The 3,773-nt window shown below is 57.3% G+C and carries 4 protein-coding genes; 3 read left to right on the top strand and 1 reads right to left on the bottom strand.

Annotation, left to right across the window (positions count from 1 at the left end; translation table 11 throughout):
• On the top strand, positions 1 to 452 hold a 452-nt coding region (gene folP / locus F8I07_RS02370; protein WP_292655245.1), incomplete at its 5' end, for a dihydropteroate synthase.
• A gap of 135 nt (positions 453 to 587) precedes the next feature.
• On the opposite strand, the gene F8I07_RS02365 is transcribed toward folP, so the two are convergent.
• Positions 588 to 1,034, bottom strand: coding sequence for a DsrE/DsrF/DrsH-like family protein (locus tag F8I07_RS02365; protein ID WP_292655242.1), 447 nt, complete (start codon positions 1,032 to 1,034; stop codon positions 588 to 590).
• Between the two features lie 244 nt (positions 1,035 to 1,278).
• Here F8I07_RS02365 and ligA point away from each other — a divergent pair, with 244 nt between their 5' ends.
• The gene (gene ligA / locus F8I07_RS02360) at positions 1,279 to 3,249 is read left to right on the top strand and encodes an NAD-dependent DNA ligase LigA (RefSeq protein ID WP_292655240.1); all 1,971 of its coding nucleotides are present in this window, start codon (positions 1,279 to 1,281) and stop codon (positions 3,247 to 3,249) included.
• Positions 3,230 to 3,773, top strand: a 544-nt coding sequence (locus tag F8I07_RS02355) for a lipopolysaccharide kinase InaA family protein (protein WP_292655238.1), incomplete at its 3' end; no start/stop codon positions are given. The genes ligA and F8I07_RS02355, both read left to right, overlap by 20 nt.

Here is a 3,773-nt window from a genome sequence, read left to right as displayed (position 1 = left end):
GCCTGGCAGTGGAGCATGGAGCGCAGCTCTGTATCATGCATATGCAGGGGACCCCTCAAACGATGCAGAAAAACCCTCACTACGAAGATGTCACGGCGGAGGTGGATGCTTTTTTCACGGAGCGGATCGAACGTTGTGAAGCCCTGGGGCTGCCGCGGGAGCGGATCATCCTGGATGTGGGGATCGGTTTCGGCAAAACACTGGAGCACAATCTGACGCTGCTGCGGAACCATGCCACCTTTCTGCGTTACGGCTGCGAGCTCCTCATCGGGGCCAGCCGCAAATCGATGATCGACCGGATCATCCCGACGCCGACGGAGGAGCGCCTCCCCGGGACCCTGGCCATTCACCTCAAAGCGGTGGAAAACGGAGCGACGATCGTCCGCTGCCACGATGTGGCGGAACACCGCCAGGCCCTGGCGGTCTGGGAGGCGATGAACAGACTCTATTGATCAGGAAAGCCTTTGGACAACTGACCGGAGATTCTTTTCGTCATCCTGAACTTGATTCAGGATCGAGGGCTGCATAGGTCTTTTAGGCTATAGATTCCGGATTGAGTCCGGTATGGCGGGAGTTTTTTCGAGAGATCAATAGGGGGCGAAGACGATCCAGCCTGCCACGGCCCGCTCCAAGACTTCGGCGATGCCGGCCTGGCGGTAGACGATCCCCTCGATATAATCCTTCTTTTTCCATCCCATCGTCTTCATGGTATTGATGCATCCGATCATCTCCACATCGTAACCGTCCATCAGCGATTTGATCCGAGTGAGGGTCTTGGCATCGTAATCCTTGCGGATCACCCGCATCCCGGAGCTGTAGAAGACCATGGCGACCTGCAGACTCTCGGGCGGGTATTCGTTGAGGACATTGTTGATCCCGCCGATGATATGGTTGATCACGTGGATATCGTCGGTCTTGACCGGGACGACCCACTTGCGGGGATGGTCGAAGCTGGGTTTGGGATCGGAAAATTCCATCTTGGCGAAGAGAGAGAGGGGCAGCAGCAGGACCAGGAAGAGTAGCAGGCGTTTCATGTGCATCTCCGATGAAGAGTTGATCTTTCTGAAAAACGCCAGAGTGACGCTTCCGTCATCCTGAATGCGATTCAGGATCCACAGCTCATCGCTATTTCAAGCCCTGGATTCGGGATCAAGTCCGGAATGACGGAGTTTTTCAGAGAACTCAATTGAGATGATTATATCAGAGACTCTCTGTAGAGAGTGTGCAAAACAAAACCCTTGGGATATAATATCCCAAACCAGATCGAGTGAGGCCATTATGATAAAAAACCATGAAGAGTATCGTCAGGCGGTGGAAAAACTCAAACGGTGGGCCTATGCCTACTATATCGAGGACAACCCGGAAGTGACCGACGAGGTCTATGACCAACTCTACCGGGAGGTGGAAGCCTACGAAAAAGCCCATCCCGACGAGATCGATCCCACCTCTCCCACCCAGCGGGTCGGCGCGCCCATCAAAGAGGGGTTCCGCAAGGCGAAGCATCTGAGCCGGATGTGGAGTATGGAGGATGTCTTCAACGCCGCCGAGTTCGAGGAGTGGTTTCAGCGGATCGACCGACAGTATCCGGGAGAGCGTTACTATGTCGAGCCCAAATTCGACGGAGCCAGTCTGAACCTGATCTATGAAAACGGTCTGCTCAAAGAGGCCATCACCCGGGGGGACGGGGTCGAAGGTGAAGAGGTGACCGCCAACGCCAGAACGATCCGTTCCATTCCTCTGGATATCGACCACAAAGGGCTTATCGAGATCCGGGGTGAGGTGCTGATGACCCTGGAGGAGTTCGATCGTCTCAACAAGGAGCGGGTCGATCGGGGGGAAGCACCTTTCGCCAATCCCCGCAACGCCGCCGCCGGGAGCCTGCGTCAGCTCGATCCTTCCGTGACGGCCCGCCGCAATCTGATCTTTCAGCCCTGGGGGGTCGGAGTCAACGATCTGAACTACGAGTATCTCAGTGATCTGATGGGATATATCTACGATCTGGGATTCCGCAAACCGCCGCTGCGGGAGGTCTGTCACACACCCAAAGAGATCGAGGCGATCTACGAAAAGCTGGGCAAGATGCGCCAGGAGCTTCCTGTGATGCTCGACGGCATGGTGGTCAAGGTCGATCGGATCGCCCTGCAGGAGAAGCTGGGCTATACCGTCAAATATCCCCGCTGGATGGTCGCCTACAAATTCCCCGCCGTAGAGAAGCAGACCCGGCTGCTGGATGTGATACCCCAGGTGGGACGCACCGGGGTCATCACCCCGGTGGCGGTCCTGGAACCGGTGGAGGTAGAGGGGGTGATCGTGGAGCGGGCGACGCTGAACAACTACGACTATATCGCCAAACTCGATATCCGCATCGGGGATATGGTAACCCTGATCCGCAGCGGAGACGTGATCCCCAAAATCATCAAGGTGCTCAAAGAGTACCGCACCGGCAAGGAGAAGCCCATCAAGCGCCCCACCCACTGCCCCGTCTGCGGCAGCGAGGTGCTCGACGAAGGGCCCCTGGTCAAATGCCAGAACCTCTCCTGCCCTGCCCGGGTGGTCAACTCCATCATCTACTTCGCCTCCAAAGGGTGCATGAATATCGACGGCCTGGGAGAGAAGATCGTCCAGCAGCTCTACGATGCGGGGCTGGTGAAGGATGTGGAGGATCTCTACCATCTGACGATGGAGGATCTGCTCAAACTCGAGGGGTTCAAAGAGAAAAAGGCGAGCAATCTCCTCAAGGCCATCGAGGCGAGCAAAGGACAGGAGTGCTGGCGTTTCGTCAACGCACTGGGAATCGAGCATATCGGGGAAGTCGCCAGCAAGAAGATCTGCGAAACCTTCGGTCTCGACTTTATTCAAGCCGACAAAGAAGCGTTATTGTCCATCGAGGGTTTCGGCGAAGAGATGGCCAACAGTTTCCTGGAGTTTATGCGGGTCAACGGTGACAAGGTACGCCGGCTGATGGCAATCATCCATCCCGCTCCCCCGGTCAAGGAGGAGGAGGTCCACTCTCCCTTCAGCGGCAAGACCGTGGTGCTTACCGGTACCATGAGCAAACCCCGCCCGGAGATCAAGGAGATGCTGGAGCATCTGGGAGCCCACGTCACCGGCAGCGTCTCCCACAAAACCGACTATGTGATCTACGGCGAGGATCCCGGCAGCAAATACGACAAGGCCAAAGCGTTGGGAGTGGAGCTCCTGCCTGAGGAAAAGATGTGGGAGATGCTGGGTGAGCACCAACCGGCCTGACTGGATCGAAGAGGCGCTGCGGGCCCAGCCTGACAAAGAGATTTTTTCCGTCGAACACGCCGGAGAGCGCTACTGGATCAAAAAGGGGCGCCCCACCGGATCGAAGGGGATCCATGCCCTGGGATACCGCCTGACGGGTCTGCCCTTTCTCCGCCCGGTGGAGAAGAAGTCGGCTGCGCAGGCGGCGGCTTTTGAAGCGGCGAAACTCCAGCGGCTTCATGCCAAGGGTCTGGATGTTCCGGAAGTCGTTTACAGCGAAGAGGGAATTTTTGCGATGCGCGATACCGGCGAGGGGTTGGCGGAACGCTTGAAGCAGGTCGATCGTCTGACGGCGGACCGATGGCTCTCGGGGGTGGTGGAGGTGCTGGCATCGCTGCACCGCGCCGGAGAGTACCACGGCGCCTCCCAGATCCGCAATTTCACGGTGGACGATGCCGGGAAGGTCTCGGTGATCGATTTCGAAGAGAGTTTCGAAGAGGGAGCGGATCTAAGGGCGCTGCAGTTTCGGGATCTTTTTCTGTTGC

It is taken from the genome of Nitratifractor sp. (genome assembly GCF_015487065.1).
Lineage (GTDB): Bacteria > Campylobacterota > Campylobacteria > Campylobacterales > Sulfurovaceae > Nitratifractor.
This window is presented reverse-complemented; position numbering and strand designations above follow the sequence as displayed.